We start from the raw sequence: 18,502 nt of genomic DNA on the forward strand, positions 1-18,502 counted from the left end.
ATATGATTTTACAGCCTGAATTTTGCGAGCGTGAGTATTCACAATTTTCTCAGGTTGAACAAGCATGTTCTATAACATATATCAGCTTTTTTTAAATTATCCTGATACGGTGCTGTACACAAGGATTTCTGATAGAGTTTATCCCTTAATCATTCAAATTCAAGTCACAACTTGGGGTGATATCTAGCTAATTCAGCCAATTTATTTCATACGGCGATATTCAAGGCTATGATTTACCTACGCTTATTTGACCGCTTAATTTGAGTCACAATTAACAAACTGCTCTGTATTTGTTTATCACACGTGGAGTTCGAGATTTTTTATTAATATAAAAATAAGCATCACTCGATTTTTTTAATGCCAACAAACACAATTTTTCTGAAGGATCTTTTATATAGCGGATAGTTTCATAATCTAAAGAAATAGCCAATTGGCACATAGCATCATTTGGAGTATGAATATATTTGAATGACTTTGGATTTTTCTGAATTGCAAATAAAATGAGTTCCTCTTTCTGCTCCTTTAAATATCGAATCACTAAAGCATTTTTTTGTATCGCTTCTTTCCATGCTTTCTCGGAAGCGTTTCTAATATATTGAATCATATTGGGTTTACGACGGACTGCTAACAGAATAAGTTCTTCAGACGGATTCTGAATATATTGGATTGCAGCAGGATTTGATTTCACCGCAATCAGATACAACATTTCATTGGGATAGAAAATATCTTTCAGGGTTAAACCATCCTTTTTTACGGCCAACACACATAAATCATCTAACTGGTTTTTTACATATTTAATAGCTTGCGGATGGGTTAAAATCGCTTCATGACAGATTTTCATATTTTGCCCTTTAATATACTTCAAGGCATAACCATTTTGTTTCACCGCGACTAGACACATTTCTTCAGTCGGTTGATTAATATACTGGATTGCCAGACCTTCATTTTTAAGTGCCAGCAAACAAGTTTTTAAAGTTTTATTGAATACATACTGTAATAAATCACCACATCGTGAGACTGCCTCTCCACATAGAAATTCATCCTGATTTTTAACAAATCTTAAAGCTCTAGGATTATTTTTAATAGCCTCAAAACAAATATGAAAGTCCTGTTTTTCTACGTATTGTAAGTAAAGCCCATTTTCTTTGACTGCATTTAAATTACGCTTATAAGATAGGTTATATAAGTTGCGGAATTCCATTTTAAATCTACTTTCAAATGCAAAAACTTCCTTTTATGGCATTTAAGGTTTACAGCATAAAAGGAAGCACTAAATAAAAAAATTGAGGCTCAAGCTTTGAGCCTCAATGTACCAAACTTAGATTTGTAGCTCTTTTGACTTCAGCATATTTAGCGCGACATCAATAATCATATCTTCTTGTCCACCGACCATACGTCTTTTGCCAAGCTCCACTAAAATATCAAAAGCAGATAAACCATATTTTTCTGCGGCGGTTTCAGTATGACGTAAGAAGCTTGAATATACGCCTGCATAACCAAGTGCTAGGGTTTCACGGTCAACACGCACTGGTCTTTCTTGTAGTGGACGAACAATATCTTCAGCCGCATCAATCAAACATTTAACGTCACAACCATGCTTTAGTCCCATACGCTCAACTGCTGCAATAAATACTTCAAGCGGTGCATTACCTGCCCCTGCACCCATCCCCGTCAAACTGGCATCGATGCGATTACAGCCATGCTCTAACGCGACAATACTATTTGCCACACCTAAGCTTAAGTTGTGATGAGCATGCATACCTGTTTCTGTAGCTGGATCAAGTACATCTTTCATGGCTTTAAAACGCTCAGCAATATCATACATATTCATAGCACCGCCAGAATCGACTACATAAATACATTGTGCGCCATAGCTTTCCATCAGTTTGCCTTGCTGCGCCAAACCTTCAGGTGTATTCATGTGACTCATCATTAGGAAGCCCACTGTATCCATCCCGAGTGATCGAGCATATTCAATATGCTGTTTTGATACATCGGCTTCTGTACAATGGGTTGCCACGCGTACTACACGCGCTCCAGCATCATAAGCGGCTTTTAGGTCATGCACCGTACCAATACCCGGCAATAAAAGTGTCGCCACTTTGGCATTTTTCACTTCGCTGGCTACTGCTTCAATCCACTCCAAATCGGTATGTGCTCCAAAACCATAGTTAAAGCTTGAACCTTGTAAACCATCGCCATGAGCAACTTCTATACTGTCTACACCCGCTTTATCCAAAGCACGGGCAATCTGACGCACTTGATCGAGTGAATATTGATGACGAATCGCATGCATACCATCACGTAAAGTCACATCTGACACATAGATTTTTCTTTCTTGATCAAACATTTTGATTCTCCTTACGCAATTTTTTGAGTCAGATGGGTTGCAGCAAAGCGTTCTGCGGCAGCTAAAGCAGCACTGGTCATGATATCCAGATTGCCTGCATAGGCGGGTAGATAATGTGCTGCACCTTCTACTTCTAGAAAAACGGATACTTTTAAGCCCGGTAATTTGCCTAAACCTGGGATATTTAAAGGTCGATCTACATTAAATTCTTCAAATTGCACTTCTTGTTTTAAACGATAACCCGGTACATACGCCTGTACTGCATCCGCCATCTCTTTTACTGATTGTCGGATGGCTTCTTGGTCTGCGCCCACTTCAGCAAGGCAATATACGGTGTCACGCATGATCAGTGGCGGCTCTGCCGGATTCATAATGATAATCGCTTTGCCTTTTTCTGCCCCACCCACTTCTTCAATGGCTTTAGAGGTCGTTTCAGTAAATTCATCAATATTGGCACGTGTGCCGGGACCAGCTGACTTACTGGCAATAGAAGCAATAATTTCTGCATAGTGAACTTTGGCAACCCGAGATACCGCATGCACCATAGGAATAGTGGCTTGTCCACCACAAGTCACCATATTGATATTTGGTGCATTCATGTGTTCATCTAGGTTGACCACTGGAATGACATAAGGACCAATCGCAGCAGGGGTTAAGTCAATGACTTGTATGCCATATTGTTGTAGCACAGCATTGTGATGTTGATGTGCCCCTGCTGAAGTCGCATCAAATACAATCTTAATCTCTTTAAAATTGGGTAGTTTGAGTAAACCTTCAACACTTTCCGCAGTGGTTTCAAAACCAAAACGCGCGGCACGTGCTAAACCATCTGAATTTGGATCTACACCAACCATTGCGCCCATTTCCAGATATTGAGAATTACGCATAATTTTAATCATCAGGTCAGTGCCAATATTGCCCGAACCGATAATTGCACATTTAATTTTTGACATTATTTTTTCCTTTTTGCAGATTATTGCGCAAATACAGCTGTCACTGGGTCAAACCCTTCAATTTCAACGACAAATTCATCACCCGGATTTACAATCACCATTGGTCCTAATGCTCCAGTTAAAATGATGTCACCCGCCAATAATGGACGACCACGAAGCATCATTTCATCTGCCAGCCATACCGCAGCATTTAATGGGTTGGCTAAACAAGCTTGACCAACACCTTGTGATACGACTTCGTCGTCTCGGGTCATGCGCATTTTGCAGTTCACTAAATCAAGATTTTCCAGTTGGACTGGACGTGAACCCAACACAAAAGCAGCAGATGAAGCATTGTCCGCCACGGTATCAATCAGTGAGATCTGCCAGTTTTCAATACGGCTATCTACAATTTCAATTGCCGCCAAGGCATAATCAGTCGCACTAATAATGTCAGCAAAAGTATGTTTTGCTTTGTTTAAATCGTGCTTAATGACTAAAGCAATTTCTGCTTCAATTTTGGGTTGAATCAGTAGGTTTGCTGGAATTGCTTCACCATCACCAAAAGCCATATCTGCAAACAACATCCCGAAATCTGGTTGGTCAACCCCTAATTGGGTTTGCACCACTTTTGATGTCAAACCAATTTTCCGACCCACTAAACGACGACCTTGAGCAAGAGCATTCTGAGTATTTATTTCTTGTACTGCGTATGCAGCATCGACATTCGCTTGATCTCCGCCAAGTTCGGTACGAATAGGTGGTATTGCACTTCGTGAAATTTCCGCTTGTTTTAATGCAAAAGCGACTGTTTCAATGTTTTGATTTGACATGTGATAAAATCCTTACATCTGATATTGATTCCATAGTGCAAAATTCAAAAAACTTAAATCGAGAGATGAAAAGGCTCTGCGCTTAATTGATGCAATTAAACGTGTTGTCTAAATTTTTAATTTTTTATCTTGCAAGCAAAGTACTTAAGTAAAATGCCTACAAGACTATGCATTGGATCTGAATAGATTTTTAGTCGGTAATGCTCACATTTTTACCGCTTTTGAGTTCTGCCATACGGTCATTTAACTCGCCATCAACATAGTACAGTTCGGTATAGCAGCCCAACTGTTCACGCGTATCAAAATAAGCCCAACGACAGTTACCGAAAGGCCCTTCAAAAAAACCAGCCATGGCTTTTTTAATACCTAAATCTTGATAATGCTTTTCTGCGAGTGCATATTCATCTGCATCTTTTTGACGAAAACCAATATGATGCGGCCCCTTGCCCTTTTCATCCAACCAATCTTTATACACACTGCGACCACCATCATGGCGTGCCAGTTCAATTAAGGTTTCGCCTGCAAAACCATAAGCACAGCTAAACTGAAAATCACCGGGTTCACCAAAATATTCTTTTTCGGTTTGGCTTTGAGATAAACCTTCAGCAACATTCCATACTTCTACGCCATTGGTTTGAGTAAAGAAATCCATCGCTTGCTGTAAGTCTTCAACGACAAAGCAAATTTGGTCAAAACGTTTACTTAAAATACTGTTAATTGAATTTTGCATATTTATTCCAATCCTATTATGCGTTTTCCAAAATACGAAAACTAATGGCCTGAGCTGGACAAGCACCCACTAATTCGTGAATTTCATCTTCCCGTGAAAAATCAACCAAATGTTGTTTTAAGGTTGCGACTTGACTGCCTTGTGGAATTTCAAAAATATCTTCAGACATCAAACACATACCATAACCTTGACATTGTTTTGTGTCTAAAATTACTTCAATTTTTTTATCGCTCATGCGCTTTCATCCTTTAAATACGGGTGTCATCAATGACGAAAAAATTATAAAAATACGCCTAAGTTCGGAGTTCTTAAGACCGCATCAGTCAAGATGGCTTTACGCTTCAGTAAGCGTATCCCTTGTGCGGTAATTTTTAAGGTATCTACGCGGCGGTAAGGAATAATATCACCCGCTTCATCATGTCCACGTTGACGGTACATGATTGAGGCACTATGCACAGTGACCACATCCGCTTGTTCAGTTGCTTCAATCATGATGCTACCAATCAATCTTAAAGTACGTGATGGTGGAACTTCTGCCCAAGCCTGCCCTGTCGCTAAGCGATCAATACGAGTTTTGATGTGGGCTTTTTTATCCAAGATACGATAAGCATCGCCTGGGAATTCGTCTTTATAATTATTCATACCAATACGTAATGGTACTTCATAGACAATTTCATCATCTAACAAAGCAAACCATTCATCGAAGCGGCGTTCATCCAGTAGCAAGGCTTCATTGGATAAAAAATGGTGAATCTGTTCACGAGAAGCGTAATCCATTAGGCAACTCCTTTTTCTGGTTCTGCATTTGATTCGGTTTGTACTTCTGGGTCAGCACTGCACTTCACTGCAACTTTTTTACCATCACGCATTTCTTTCAACCAACGTCGCCAAAATTCAATTTGACAATATTCGCCATAAATAGACGGATGGAAATCACCTGGGCCTGTCCATGATGGATCTTTACCTGACTGCTTCTGGCTGTAGTGTAAATTCACTTGCTCTTTACGTAACCACGGACTTTGCGCACCTTTGGCAATGCCTTCCCAAACAGCAGTATCATCTGCTTCAAAAATCCCACCTGAACCAAACGCATACTGACCAGCCGCATAAGCTTTTTCAGCATATTCATCAGGGACAAAAGCAAATTCGAACTCATAGTTCCAAAGTTCCATCACCCCGGGTGACACAGGTTGCCACATGCGAATATTGGTAAATGGAATTGGCATTTCACCCGGTGCTGGCGGATGCGGTAAACGCATATAACTAAAATTTGGGAAAATCGTACCAATCGTAGGAGGCACATCACGAATCATTTTAATTTGCGTTTCATCAAGATTGCTTAAATCAAATTGCGCTTGAATCTCTGGTGGGTAACCCCAGTTTGGTAAAGGCACACCAATCATTTCAGATAAATTATGTCCAATGAAACTGTTGCCATGACCAAAATCATAGCCCGATGCATGGGTACTGACTTGGTTTACACTTGGAATAAATCCAGCACCTGCCGCTGACATATGGGCGGTACTGACATGATAGGCATCGCCACAGAAGTTTTCTGCACCACTTTTCCAGTCTGCTTTGACTTGAAAACGTTCTGGTTCTTTGAGTAATTTGACCCCATCTGGATGAATACCGAAAATCGCATCAAGTGCCCACAAAGAGTCACCTAAATATTCACGTAGCGGTGGAACATCTGCATTTAGGCTCGCAAAAATAAAGCCATAAACGCTTTCAACTTTAGCCGCACGCAGTAAGCCCCATTCTTTGGCATCAAGTTTGCCGCCATACGCATCTTTCATATGCGGGGCACCCATCCAATCACCATTATTTTTATAAACCCAACCATGGTATGGACATTTGAAACTAGATGCATTACCACGATCGGTATGACAAACTTCCGTACCACGATGACGACAATGATTCAGTAAGACATTAATTTTGTCTTCACTGTCACGTGTCACAATGACTTTATCTAAACCTAAGCGACGTAGAACAAAATCCCCTTTATTAGGAATTTCAGTTTCATGTGCAACGAAAATCCAGTTACGGGTATAAATACGTTCCATTTCGGCACGAAACACCGCTTCATCATTAAAAATATCAATTGGGAGAAAACCTTGATTGATACTTTCTTCTACTCGATCACATAAATGATCGACATATTCTTCATCGGTTCCTGATGACACTTGAATATATTTAAACATGTGGAAATCTCCTCCATAAGAGCATTTGTATTTGGCGCTATAGGTGTGACCTAGCTGTAATACAAGTGAGCCTCCTATCTAACCTGTATTTACGCCAACACACTTATGTGGCTATTTTTCCTTATCTTCCTTTAAGAAGATTAGCTTGCTTTTTTCACAGGCCCATTAAATGGTGCCCAATTTTTATCTTTAAATTCAAGTAAATAAGCTTGTGCATTATCTTCATGCAGTGGCAATTCACGTGGTACCCAATTTTCATCGAGTTGATCCATATCTGCGTCATATTCAAAACGGCAGCCTAATGGGCCATCAAAATACCAAAACCAGTTTGAACCCAAGCCGTGACGACCAGGTCCCCAGAAACTTTGATGCCCTAATTTTTGAAAACGGTTGCCAGCAAGCATTAATTCACTTGGACCGGCCAAGTGAAATGAAATATGTTCTACACCTTTAATATGAGCAGGTGCTTGAATTAAAAATAATGAATGATGATCTGTGGTGCCACCTGCACGCAAGAAAGGGCCTCCGCCTAAACGGTCACTGACACGAAAGCCTAAACGATCGACATAAAATTTTTCGGCTTGCGCCACATCTGGTACAAATACAGCCAAATGAGCTATGGTACGTGGGTAAATTTCAGCATCTTGATTGACGCCTAATTCATTGTAAGATCGTTGATGTGGCGCACCAGGTGCATTAATTTTTTCTACAGGAAGATTTAACTCACGGCGTTTTGAAATTTGAAAACCAATTCTGATTCCAGAGTCATCATGACTTTCTAAAGCGCCATCAGCCAGTACAGCCACTTGACGATCTTTGCTTAATTCTGCATGCACAGCATCTAAAGCCGCTTGGTCTTTTACTGCATAAATCATTTTACGAAGCTGGCTGATGGAGTCTGACTTTTGCGGCAAACTTTCATCTTCAGTCGCTGCAATATAAATTCCAGATCCATCTAAAGTTTCAAAGTAGTGACCTGACTCTTCAGTCAGGACTTCTTTTAAACCAAAGTCTTTTACAAATTTAATGGAAGCAGCTAAATCATTTGCTCCAAAAATCAGTTTTTCTACACCTAGAATATTCATATCCATACTCCTGTGAATCCATCCTCGGATTGCACTATCCTATATTTTTGTTCTATTCCATGATTAAAATAGAGCTTCGCTTCTTCCCAAACCTACTATTCGATGTTCACCATTGTGTAGGCAACCAAACTAATCCGAATAGTAGGAATACCGCTAATTGACTATTGACTTAGCCTGTGAGCAATCCGTCCCAGCACATGTACTTTATTTCAAGAAATTCATCGATACCATAATGTGAGCCTTCACGACCTAAACCGCTTTGTTTTACCCCACCAAATGGTGCAATTTCATTAGAAATCAGTCCGGTATTAATACCAATCATGCCTGCCTCTAAAGCTTCAGCTGTGTTCCAGATGCGGGCTGCATTTTGGCTATATAAATAAGCAGCTAAGCCAAAATCAGTATTGTTCGCTTGAAAAATCACCTCATCATCATCTTTAAAACGAATTAAAGGTGCTATAGGTCCAAAGGTCTCTTCTTGGGTAATAGCCATTTCAGCAGTTACATTCGCCAATACTGTCGGTTGAAAGAAGAATCCACCTAAGTCGCTACGTTGACCGCCACAAAGGACAGTTGCACCATGTTGAACAGCATCAGCAATGTGTGATTCGACTTTTTCAACCGCATTTAAGTCAATTAAAGGACCTTGCTCTATACCTTCATCTAAACCATTACCAACCTTTAAGGTTGCAACTTTTGCAGCTAAACGTTTTGCAAACTCATCATAAATGCCATCTTGTACATAAATACGATTGGCACTGATACACGCTTGACCTGTATTACGGAATTTGGATGCCATGACACCGTCAACGGCGCGTTCTAAATCTGCATCATCAAACACAATAGAAGGTGCATTGCCGCCCAATTCCATTGAACATTTTTTAATGGTCGATGCAGATTGCTCAAGTAAAGTACGTCCAACCTCTGTTGAACCTGTAAATGTGATTTTACGAATAAGTGGGTGTGATGTTAAAATCCCACCAATAATTCGTGTGTCATTTCCTGTAAGTACACTGAACACACCATCAGGCACACCTGCACGGCGAGCAAGTTCAGCCAAAGCCAGTGCTGTTAATGGCGTTTGACTGGCTGGTTTAACCACCATCGTACATCCCGCAGCTAAAGCAGGACCTGCTTTACGGGTAATCATCGCTGCTGGAAAATTCCATGGTGTAATGGCTGCACAGACACCAATCGGTTGTTTCAAAACAACGATGCGTTGACCATCTTTGGGTGCAGGCAATACATCACCACGGATTCGTTTTGCTTCTTCAGCAAACCATTGTAAAAATGAAGATGCATAATCCATTTCACCACGTGCTTCAGACAGCGGCTTACCTTCTTCCAACGTAATTAAGGTGGCTAAATCTTCTTTATGCTCCACCACTAGCTGATACCAACGATGAATAATTTCATAACGCTGTTTAGCTGTGGTTTTGCGCCACTTTTCAAATGCTACTTGTGCTGATTGAATGGCTAGTTCTGTTTCTTGTTCCTTACAACGTGGAAGTTCAACGAGAACTTCATCCGTCGCTGGATTTTTAAGGCTGTATTTACCATGAGGGGTTTCATTCAACCACTGCCCATTTATAAATGCACCTGTACGCCACAATGCTTGATCTGTTAAAAGATTTTCTGGGTTTGGACTTGTAAAACTATTCATAATTCATCACCTCACTCAGGGAAACGACCAACGAGGAATTGACTATCTGGATCATCTGTACATGGTAGACCTGAAGCAACTAAGCCTTGGCGTAAAACTTTCATCATACGATCTGGAATACGTGCTACTGGCGCACGAAGTGGACCACCATTAAAGCCTGCTAACCAATCCATATATTTCCAATGTGCACGGTTAATGTAGTTTGAACCCGGCATATAAGCACCTGTTGCTGCACCTACTGCACCACGTGCAGGCTGTGCTTGCCAGTACAGTTTCATAGCTTCGTCAAAATTGCCTTCTTTCGCTAGATTAAAGGTTTTCACAAAATGATCACCCATCCATTGCGTATAGCTGGTTCCTGAGAATTGCATATCCATGTAACGTAATAATGGAATCACGTCACTTTCAATTGGACACGTCACCACAATTTGGTCATTAAAACGTTCATAGCTGTCTACTAGACCCGCAATATGAGGAAAACCTTGTTCAGCTTTTAAAGAGACAACGTTTGGACAATCATCAATTAAACGTTGAATCAGTTCCGGTGACATACCTTGTGGATGCACACGTTCAAAGCCCCAAAGTGGAATAGCAAATAACATCACCCCAAGATCAGTGGCATCACAAAATGCTTTGGTGTAGTCATAAATATCTTGTTCAGATGTTGGCCAAAAATTTGATGGATAAGACAATAGAACAATGTCTGCACCCGCTTTTTCAGCCAGCTTTACTGCATAGATATTTTCTTCAAGGGTGCCAAAACCTGCATGAAAAAATAAACCCAATTTATCGCCTGCTTGATCTTTTGCCCAAGCGGTAAACTGGGCATTTTCTTCAGGGGTAATCGCAACTTCAGTACAGAGCAAGGTATAGGTATAACCAAGATCAATAACTTTTTGAATATCGTGACGAATACCTTTCTCATTTAAACGGGTTAAATCTTGGCTATAACTTGGGATGGTCACGGATGAACAGCCTTTTAAATGTTGTTTTGCCCAAGCACGCGCATCTTCACGTTTATAATTTGCCATGTTAAATATCCTTTCTTGTAGAGTCTGTCTTTAAAATTAAATACGTTGATTATCGATCAATGGTGACAATGCTTTCTGGCATGTCTTGAAATAACGATTCAAGCTTGGCATTTCGTAGCAGCATTTCAGCGGTAACTATGTCTTGCAATGCTGAACCCACTGATTTATAGATCAAAATATCTTCTGGATTTTTTCGAGCGGTAACGTTGTTTGAAACAACATCAGCCAATGACACAGTCTTACTGGCAATATCATCCCCAATGGCTTGAACAGCTAAAGCATCACCCGTTTCATGCAATACTTCTTCTGGCATGTCTGCCACAATTAAAGTCGCGCGCTGCATAGTTTCCACATCCAGTTCGCGTTGTTCTGGCAGTGTGGAACTTACTGAAACAATAGTCATACCCGGTTCTAGCCAAGCTGCATTGAATACTGGAGATTCATCTTTACTACGTGATGCACAGATCACTACATTGGCACCCGCAACAGCTTCTTCCGCACTGGCAACCGCCAAGATGTCTAAGCCATACAAATTTTGGAAAGTTTCAGCAAATTTTTCCCGATTGGCTTGAGTTGGACTAAAAACACGGACACGTTGCACACGTCCAGTTGCATTTAAAGCATGTAAATGACCACGTGCTACAGCCCCTGAACCAATAATGGCAATATCCAATTTATCTTGAGCTGCCAAGGCATTTACTGCAACAGCAGAACTTGCGGCAGTTCGAATGTCGGTAATGCGGTTACCATCAATCAAGGCAGCCAAACGCATGGTCTCTTGATCAAACAGTGAAATCAGGTAACTGGCTTTTTTATTTTTTGGACTGGCTGCAATTAATTTACAGCCCATATATTCTTTAGAAGGCGAAACAGCACAGAGGCTACGCAACCAGAAACCGTCACCTCGTGCCATGGTACGAGGTGGAACCATCGTTGCAGTCATAGGTTGAGCATAAGCGTCGGTCAAAGCCGTAATGACATCAGACCAGTTAGCCAAGCGGCCAACATTCTCATCATTAATAAAAATCGTGGTGTGGTGTGAGTTGTTCACATCCGAACTCCTTTTCAGCGTTATTTTTACAATCTACTGATTAGGAGGAGTCGGAGCTAGAGTTGAAATCGAAAATCAGATATCTCTTAAATGGATAGCTTAAGCTTATCTATCATCTACCATTCGTTTAAGTATAAGCGGTGCTTCTTTTTCTAACCAACGTTGTACAACACGCGTTGCACGTGTATGCGGACGGCGCACGGTGTGACTCAGCACAATACTCCTCGGGAGTTCAGGCTCCACAATTAACGAGGATTGTAATAGTTTCGAACCTCGATCTGACTGGAATAACCCCGAAGTAATCGCATAGCCACCGCCTGCCACAACAAGCTCATGTTGCAAACGGTTAGAGTCTGCTTCTATGACACAATTAAACTTATAACCATAAGCTCGTGCTAAATTTTCCAGTCGTGCCCTAAGCGGATGAGGCCTAGAAGGAACAATGAGCGGTAAATCTTGAATATCTTTAAGTTTAATGGTCGGTTGTTGTACCAAAGGATCATGATGTTGCCCCACTAACATCAGTCCAAATTCGGCAATCACAACTTCTTCGGTCGATACTACCTCACCTTCTCGAAGTATTAATGCCATATCGGTACGCCCTTCCGAGATAAGTTCTTCGAGTTGAACACTCGCGCCCTCACTCAAATGTAATTCAATTTTGGGGTGATTTTGCCGTATATAAGAATATAAAGCGCCAGAAAGTTGATGCACCAAAAATGGCAATAATCCCACCCGTACCTCACCCATCGGCTCACCACCGAAAGTACGAATGTCATCGGCAAGAATTGAAGCATCACTGGCAAGTTGTTGAATCCTTGGTAATAACTGCATGCCAAGTTCAGTAAGTACGACCCCACGGCCAGTACGATTAAATAAACGTGCACCGCATTGCTCTTCCAGTTGAGCGATATGCCGACTAATCATCGATTGCGGTACATTAAAGCTATTTGCCGCTTTAGATAAACTACCCAATTCAGCGACTTTGATAAAGATCAGCCATTTTGAATCAAGGATGGATTGCATGGTGTATATCCCTATAAACACCGATCTCACTGAACATGAAGATGCTCAGTGAGATCGTCTTTAAACTTAATAGTTAATTTTTAGCACAAATTAACTTAATAAAGTTTTCAGATTAGTCCGAATGTCAGCAATTTTAGCTTTTTCTGGGGAAATTTTAGCTTCAAGAAGTTTCCGAGCGATCATATGATCTACAGGTTGATTAACTGAATCTATTGCGACCAAACGATTGTCAGCATAGTGGAAGACTGAAAAACGTCCTGTTTCAATATCTCCGCGCACTACATAATCATTGGTATCAAAAGATAAACCGGTCATTTGCAAACGCACATCGCCTTGATCCGTCCAAAACCACGGTACAGTATGATAACTGGCTTTTTGATTCATCAGGTTTTTTGCCACAATCAATGCTTGGTCATTGGCATTCTGTACCGATTCCAAACGAATATGTCGATTACCAGCAAATGGATTTTCATGGTTGGCACAGTCACCAATCGCAAAAACATGCTTGGCTGAGGTACACATACCTTCATCGACCACAATTCCGTTTTCACAGTGAATCCCTGCTTGTTCAGCCAATTCGGAATTAGGCAATGCACCAACGCCGACCAAAACCAAATCGGCAGGAATTACCCCACGGTCACAAACAACAGATTTCACATGTCCATCTTCACCCAAAATTTCAGAGATATAAGTATCTAATTCAACTCGAATGCCATTTGAACGATGAACCAAAGTGACATAATCAGAAATAATTGGAGCCACAGCACGACCTAAGATGCGGTGCATATTTTCTAACACCGTGACATTTTTACCCAGATGACGTGCTGTAGAGGCTAACTCTAAACCAATAAATCCACCTCCCACAATCACCACGTGTTGACTCCTTTTTAAATGTTCACGAATTTTACGTGCATCATTTGCCGTACGTAAATTCATGACCCCATCCAACTCTACCCCAGACAAAGGTAAAGGACGTGCTCGGGTGCCCATGGCTAAAACCAAGTCATCATAATGCAGGGTTTCACCATGATAGAGTTTGACTGCTTTAAGTTCGGTATCAATCTCGCTGACCGTGGTGTTCATGCGCAGATCAATACGATATTTTTCATAAAACGCTTCAGGCTGTAGATAAAGCTTAGCTTGATCCATCAGTTCTTCATCTTTAATAAAGCTTTTTGAGAGCGGCGGACGGTGATAAGGCAATTCAGATTCATTGCTGATCAGAATGATTTCACCATTAAAGTTTTCTTGTCGAAGCGCTTTAGCACAGCTACAGCCGGCATGACCACCACCAATAATAATGACGCGTTGTTTATTCACTCTCATCTCCTTGAAAATGTATCTTTTTATTTATGCCAATAAGGCAGCATCTAAAGAGGGCTGTGTTAAAAATTGAGTTAAATACTGACTGACTTGTTCAGGGGCTTCAAAATTACATATATGCCCACTACCCTGAATCACCGCAATTTCAGCATTCGGCATTCGCGCGGCCATTGCTTGCATATCTTCAACTGGTCCACCACCATGATCATGTTCCGCAGCCAGTAATAATGTCGGTTGCTTAATCTGCCCAAGTTGCTGGCTAAAATCCATTTCAATAAAGGCTTCAACATAAGCACAATAGCCTTCAACCGTGGTGCGATGAATCATGTCTCGTAATTGTTGATCCACTTCGGGATGAGTTTGACGAAATTCAGAACTCAACCAACGATCCACGGTGATCTCCCCTAACTCTTTTAATCCGTCTCGGCGGGCGATATCACGACGCTGTCGCCAAAAATCATGACGATTATCGGGCTGACGAGGTCGACAGCAGCACGCCACAATACGTTTCACCCGTTCAGGAAAATACAACCCGAGTGCCAGTGACATAGAACCACCAAAACCTAGGCCCACGACATCACTTTGCTCTACCCCCAAATGATTCCAGAGTTGTATCACACCTTCTAAAATACGCAGGAAAGAACAGGGTTCTGGTGGCAAAGGACTGTGATTATGTCCCCACGGATCAAAAGTAATCACACGAAAATGACTAGATAGAAATTGTGCATGCTTTTCCCAAAAATGCAGATCATTGCCAATCCCGGGAATAAAGGTCAGAACTGGGCCATTTTCAGGGCCAATCACTTGATAATTAAATTGAGGTAGTGACGTCATGTCGGTACCTACTCCATAAATGTCGGTTTATATCGACTACCTTATGGAAAATGTGTAGGTGCTGCTAGTTTTGAAAATCTAAAGCAGATATCTAATTATTGAATAGCTGATTTATGAGTTAGATGCTGTATTCACAATTCAATGCTTCGTAAAGTGAGGACAATAAATAAATTGTTCACTGATATGGAGTGTTGACATGGGACAAAATAGTGCTTTCCAACTGACAGGAATTGAACGAATCAAATTTGCTGTTGAAAATTTAACAGATGGATTACGTTTTGCAAATGATTGGGGCTTAACTGAAGTTGAAGCCGACCAACAAGACAGCCATTTGTTTGTTGCGGTTGATGGTTCACAGATTGAAATTGTATTAGCCGATCCTACTCGTCCTGACCGTACCCCGATTGGTAACACGAGCGGCATGTGCGAAGTGACTTGGGGAGTGAAAAATACAGCAGGCATTGAGGCCTTAGTCGCTGAACTCTCTACAGACCGTGAAGTTTCGTTAGAAAATGGCGTGTTGCGTTGTCAGGATGATTTAGGCATCCACTTGGCTTTCCGAATCGCACAGCGCAAAGAGGTTCCTTATGAACCGACTCAATTCAATGCACCGGGGCAGCCAAAACGCTTAAATAGCCGTGCGCCTATGTATAAAAAAGCCCGTCCACATGAAATTAGTCATTTAGCCATTGGGGTAGATAATGCTGGCGAAGCGATTCAATTCTATACCGACCGCCTTGGCTTTATTGTCTCAGACCGCTATGCCGATCGTGGTGTATTTTTACGCTGTTCAGCTGAAGGTAATCATCACCATGTGTTCTTTATGAATGGCAAACAACCGGGCACACGTTTCAATCATTTGGCCTTTAAAGTGCGTGATATCCATGAAGTAATTGGCGGTGGGCAATTTATTGATGCTCAAGGCTGGAAAACCTTTGCTGGTCCAGGGCGTCATCGTGTGTCATCGGCATGTTTCTGGTATTTCCTTACCCCATTTGGTGGCGCTTGGGAATATGCAGCAGATGAAGATATTGTGACCAAAGAATGGCAATCCACCGATTTTGCAGCCGAAGCGCATATTTTCTCTGAATGGACATTTGGTCTAGAAAAATCTGATGGAACGCTCAAAGGTCCTATTTCTCAAAGTAAAGCTGAAGAACTAAAAAGCTAAGCACGCGAATTGAGTAAAGGATTTTGAAATGAATGCACAAATTAAAGACGCTCCATATTGGGTGCAATTACTGGCTACACAAACACGGATTCTTCAAGGTAAATACAAAACACGTATTCTTGAAGCGGGTAATCAAGATGCCCCTGCCCTAATTTTATTGCATGGCACAGGTGGTCATTTAGAAAATTATGCCCGCAATATTAGCGCACTGGCTGAACACTTCCATGTGATTGCGCTGGATTTTTTATGGCATGGTCGCTCACAAACAGAAAATTATAATCCTGAGATTATTCCCGTTTTAGTGGATCAAATTATTGATGTCATAGATCAACTGGGTTTGACTTCTACACATGTGGAAGGTCAGTCCTTGGGCGGTTGGGTCGCAATGCAGCTCGCTATTCAACATCCTGAACGTGTTGATCGTTTGGTCTTAACCACGACCATGGGCTACCGTCCCGATGCAAATGCCATTGACGGTTTTGTCGAGCCAAATTGGGCAGCCAATGTTCCCAGTTCAATTGAAGTGCTCGAACAACCCACCTTTGAAAATGTCCGCGCTCGTATGAGCCGTATTTTAGCCAATCCAAATCGCTTAACGGACGAAGCCATTCAAGTGCGTCAAGCCCTGTATCAACAACCTGACTTGGCAGAAGTTCAAAAGCTTTTTATTACCGAATATTTATCGGGTTCAACCATTCAAAAACACATCATTACAGATGAGCTTGCCACAGAAATTAGTCAACCGACTTTGGTGTACTGGGGAGATGCGAACCGTACCCCGCCCGCACTTGGGCAACATATTGCTCAGCAAGTTCAGAATGGTCAATTTTATTGTGCAAAAGATACAGGTCATTGGGCACAGTTTGAAAGTGCTGCTGTACACAATGAAATTGTGACTCAGTTTTTATTGGGTAAAAACATTTCAGCACAGATGATTTAAAGCATTCAAATTAGGAAATAAAAATGTCAGCACAAGATTTAGCAGGTCGTTGGGAACTCGTGACTTTTGAACAAAATTATGACGATGGTCGCCGTGTTTATCCCATGGGTGAAGGTCCTCAAGGCATCATTCAATACACTGAAGATGGTTTTATGAGTTGCATGATTAGCCGACCAAATCGTGAAAGTTTCACCACAGGCGGTCAATGGAATGCCAGCGATGCTGAAAAAGCGGGTGCATATAACAGCATGATGTCGTATGCGGGTCGTTATAGCGTTACCGACCATACGGTGACCCATTTTGTCGATTTAAGCTTGTTTCCTAACTGGATTGGTGGACAACAACAGCGCGTTTTCAAATTTGATGAACAAGGCTTGCTCAGTTTAACCGCACGTCTTGAGGAAAATACCTCAGAGGCACGCACGGCATTGTTGCTATGGAAACGTAGTTAATCCCATTTTTGTGAATCAGAAAATTCCCAAGGAATGAATATGAATACCATGATTAATAATCCTGAAATTGGTAAAAACATTCAATGTGGTGACATTGTCACCAATTACCATGATGTTGGAAATGGTGAACCTATTTTATTGCTGCACGGTTCAGGTCCAGGAGTTAGCGCTTGGGCAAACTGGCGTTTAACTATTCAATCGCTGCAAGACCAATACCGTTTGATCGCGCCTGATTTGGCAGGTTTTGGCTACAGCCAATTCCCTGAAAATATGCAGTTTAGTCGTAAAAACTGGCTCAAACAAATTGTTGATTTTCTCGATGCAATGGGGCTAGAGAAAGTTAATGTCATTGGTAACTCTTTTGGTGGTTCTATGGCACTTGCATTGGCCATTCATCATCCTGAACGAGTCAATAAATTGGTTCTTATGGGTAGCGTGGGTGTGCCATTTGAATTGACGAAAGGACTTGATGCCGTTTGGGGTTACACACCATCGTTTGAAAATATGCAGGCGATTATGAAAATTTTCGCTTACAACCAAAAACTGGTCGGTGATGAATTGGTACAAATGCGCTATATCGCCAGTACCAAAGAAGATACCCGTGCTGCCTATGAACGTATGTTCCCTGCACCGCGTCAGCGTTGGGTGGAAGCGATGTCACATCCTGAAGTAGATATTCGCAGCATTCAACACCCCACGCTGATGGTGCATGGCCGTGATGACCAAGTTATTCCGCTTTCAACCTCACTCACCATGTTGAATTGGATCGAAAACTCACAACTGCATATTTATAGCCAATGTGGGCACTGGACTCAAATTGAACATGCCAAATCATTTACCCAATTGGTTGCCAACTTCTTGAAAGATCAATAAACAA

Annotated in this window: 19 protein-coding genes; 4 read left to right on the forward strand and 15 right to left on the reverse strand. The window is 41.5% G+C overall.

Annotated elements, in window-relative coordinates; translation table 11 throughout:
• Positions 1-271 precede the first annotated feature (271 nt).
• The 15 genes from B9T24_RS15475 to B9T24_RS15545 all read right to left on the reverse strand — a co-directional run bounded on the left by B9T24_RS15475 (position 272) and on the right by B9T24_RS15545 (position 15,062).
• Positions 272-1,201 carry a DUF4116 domain-containing protein gene (locus tag B9T24_RS15475; protein ID WP_086166612.1) on the reverse strand — a complete coding sequence of 310 codons (930 nt, stop codon included), beginning with the start codon at positions 1,199-1,201 and terminating at the stop codon, positions 272-274.
• Positions 1,202-1,318: 117 nt separating this feature from the next.
• On the reverse strand, positions 1,319-2,350 hold the full coding sequence (dmpG, locus tag B9T24_RS15480; protein WP_086166613.1) for a 4-hydroxy-2-oxovalerate aldolase: 1,032 nt from the start codon (positions 2,348-2,350) through the stop codon (positions 1,319-1,321).
• An 11-nt stretch (positions 2,351-2,361) separates the two neighbouring features.
• On the reverse strand, positions 2,362-3,306 hold the full coding sequence (locus B9T24_RS15485; protein ID WP_322853453.1) for an acetaldehyde dehydrogenase (acetylating): 945 nt from the start codon (positions 3,304-3,306) through the stop codon (positions 2,362-2,364).
• Between the two features lie 17 nt (positions 3,307-3,323).
• Positions 3,324-4,115, reverse strand: coding sequence for a 2-keto-4-pentenoate hydratase (gene mhpD / locus B9T24_RS15490; protein WP_086166615.1), 792 nt, complete (start codon positions 4,113-4,115; stop codon positions 3,324-3,326).
• A 190-nt stretch (positions 4,116-4,305) separates the two neighbouring features.
• A complete protein-coding gene (locus tag B9T24_RS15495) occupies positions 4,306-4,845 on the reverse strand; it encodes a VOC family protein (protein WP_004649283.1) in 540 nt (179 codons plus the stop codon).
• Positions 4,846-4,861: 16 nt separating this feature from the next.
• The gene (locus tag B9T24_RS15500; protein ID WP_086166616.1) at positions 4,862-5,080 is read right to left on the reverse strand and encodes a ferredoxin; all 219 of its coding nucleotides are present in this window, start codon (positions 5,078-5,080) and stop codon (positions 4,862-4,864) included.
• Between the two features lie 44 nt (positions 5,081-5,124).
• The gene (locus tag B9T24_RS15505; RefSeq protein ID WP_086166617.1) at positions 5,125-5,622 is read right to left on the reverse strand and encodes an aromatic-ring-hydroxylating dioxygenase subunit beta; all 498 of its coding nucleotides are present in this window, start codon (positions 5,620-5,622) and stop codon (positions 5,125-5,127) included.
• A complete protein-coding gene (locus B9T24_RS15510) occupies positions 5,622-7,049 on the reverse strand; it encodes an aromatic ring-hydroxylating oxygenase subunit alpha (RefSeq protein WP_086166618.1) in 1,428 nt (475 codons plus the stop codon). Before B9T24_RS15510 ends, B9T24_RS15505 begins: the two co-directional genes overlap by 1 nt.
• Positions 7,050-7,189: 140 nt before the next feature.
• Positions 7,190-8,134 carry a VOC family protein gene (locus B9T24_RS15515; RefSeq protein WP_086166619.1) on the reverse strand — a complete coding sequence of 315 codons (945 nt, stop codon included), beginning with the start codon at positions 8,132-8,134 and terminating at the stop codon, positions 7,190-7,192.
• 169 nt (positions 8,135-8,303) lie between these two features.
• On the reverse strand, positions 8,304-9,797 hold the full coding sequence (locus B9T24_RS15520) for an NAD-dependent succinate-semialdehyde dehydrogenase (RefSeq protein WP_086166620.1): 1,494 nt from the start codon (positions 9,795-9,797) through the stop codon (positions 8,304-8,306).
• A gap of 11 nt (positions 9,798-9,808) precedes the next feature.
• Positions 9,809-10,828 (reverse strand): dihydrodipicolinate synthase family protein, encoded by a 1,020-nt coding sequence (locus B9T24_RS15525; RefSeq protein ID WP_086166621.1) that lies wholly within the window; start codon positions 10,826-10,828, stop codon positions 9,809-9,811.
• A gap of 49 nt (positions 10,829-10,877) precedes the next feature.
• Positions 10,878-11,879 carry an ornithine cyclodeaminase family protein gene (locus B9T24_RS15530; protein ID WP_086166622.1) on the reverse strand — a complete coding sequence of 334 codons (1,002 nt, stop codon included), beginning with the start codon at positions 11,877-11,879 and terminating at the stop codon, positions 10,878-10,880.
• Between the two features lie 105 nt (positions 11,880-11,984).
• Complete coding sequence (locus B9T24_RS15535; protein WP_086166623.1) at positions 11,985-12,905, reverse strand: LysR family transcriptional regulator; 921 nt, start codon at positions 12,903-12,905, stop codon at positions 11,985-11,987.
• Positions 12,906-12,995: 90 nt separating this feature from the next.
• Positions 12,996-14,225: an NAD(P)/FAD-dependent oxidoreductase gene (locus B9T24_RS15540; protein ID WP_228145739.1), complete on the reverse strand. Its 1,230-nt coding sequence runs from the start codon at positions 14,223-14,225 to the stop codon at positions 12,996-12,998.
• Between the two features lie 30 nt (positions 14,226-14,255).
• Positions 14,256-15,062 (reverse strand): alpha/beta fold hydrolase, encoded by an 807-nt coding sequence (locus B9T24_RS15545; protein ID WP_086166625.1) that lies wholly within the window; start codon positions 15,060-15,062, stop codon positions 14,256-14,258.
• Positions 15,063-15,258: 196 nt separating this feature from the next.
• Between B9T24_RS15545 and B9T24_RS15550 the strand changes: the two genes are divergently transcribed.
• Genes B9T24_RS15550 through B9T24_RS15565 form a run of 4 tightly spaced genes read left to right on the forward strand, consistent with a single transcriptional unit; the run spans position 15,259 to position 18,498 of the window.
• Positions 15,259-16,233, forward strand: a complete 975-nt coding sequence (locus B9T24_RS15550) for a VOC family protein (RefSeq protein WP_086166626.1) — start codon at positions 15,259-15,261, stop codon at positions 16,231-16,233.
• 28 nt (positions 16,234-16,261) lie between these two features.
• Positions 16,262-17,173 carry an alpha/beta fold hydrolase gene (locus B9T24_RS15555; protein WP_086166627.1) on the forward strand — a complete coding sequence of 304 codons (912 nt, stop codon included), beginning with the start codon at positions 16,262-16,264 and terminating at the stop codon, positions 17,171-17,173.
• 23 nt (positions 17,174-17,196) lie between these two features.
• Positions 17,197-17,625, forward strand: a complete 429-nt coding sequence (locus tag B9T24_RS15560) for a lipocalin-like domain-containing protein (protein WP_086166628.1) — start codon at positions 17,197-17,199, stop codon at positions 17,623-17,625.
• A gap of 39 nt (positions 17,626-17,664) precedes the next feature.
• Positions 17,665-18,498, forward strand: a complete 834-nt coding sequence (locus B9T24_RS15565) for an alpha/beta fold hydrolase (protein ID WP_086166629.1) — start codon at positions 17,665-17,667, stop codon at positions 18,496-18,498.
• The last annotated feature ends 4 nt before the right edge of the window (positions 18,499-18,502 follow it).

Source organism: Acinetobacter sp. ANC 4654 (genome assembly GCF_002135425.1).
Lineage (GTDB): Bacteria > Pseudomonadota > Gammaproteobacteria > Pseudomonadales > Moraxellaceae > Acinetobacter > Acinetobacter kyonggiensis.